Origin of the sequence: Bradyrhizobium sp. BRP20 (assembly GCF_020194215.1) — a bacterium.
GTDB lineage: Bacteria > Pseudomonadota > Alphaproteobacteria > Rhizobiales > Xanthobacteraceae > Bradyrhizobium > Bradyrhizobium yuanmingense.
Map to the genome: position 1 here is coordinate 1 of NZ_JADYVY010000099.1, position 452 is coordinate 452.

Annotated in this window: 1 protein-coding gene; it reads left to right on the forward strand. The window is 62.4% G+C overall.

All coding sequences use genetic code 11. The features are described 5' to 3' along the window. Positions 1-452 (forward strand): carbohydrate ABC transporter permease (locus I6F33_RS37970; RefSeq protein ID WP_225145798.1); only part of this gene is annotated, 452 nt, incomplete at both ends.

A 452-nucleotide genomic window follows, 5' to 3' on the forward strand; every position in this document is an offset into this window, starting at 1 on the left:
TCGTCTTCAATATCTTCCCGCTGCTCTACAGTCTCTTCCTGAGCTTCACGGAGTACAGCGCGATCGACCCCAGCCAGGCGCCGCAGTGGGTTGGCCTGCAGAACTACCAGGATCTGCTGAGCGACCCGCGCATCTGGAGCTACTTCCGTATCACGGGCTTCTACGTGGTCGCCTCGGTGGTGCTGGAGGTGCTGGTGGGATTCGGCCTGGCCCTGCTGCTGCGCCGCAAGTTCTGGGGCAGCGGGCTGATCACCACGCTCATTCTGGTGCCGATGATGCTCTCGCCTGTGGTCGTCGGCCTGTTCTGGAAGCTGATCTACAACCCTACCTACGGCATCTTCAACTACCTGCTCGGCTTCCCGGTGGGCCGCGGCCCAGACTGGCTCGGCAGCCCCAACCTGGCTTTCTGGAGCGTGGTGATTGTTGACGTCTGGATGTGGGCGCCCTACGTG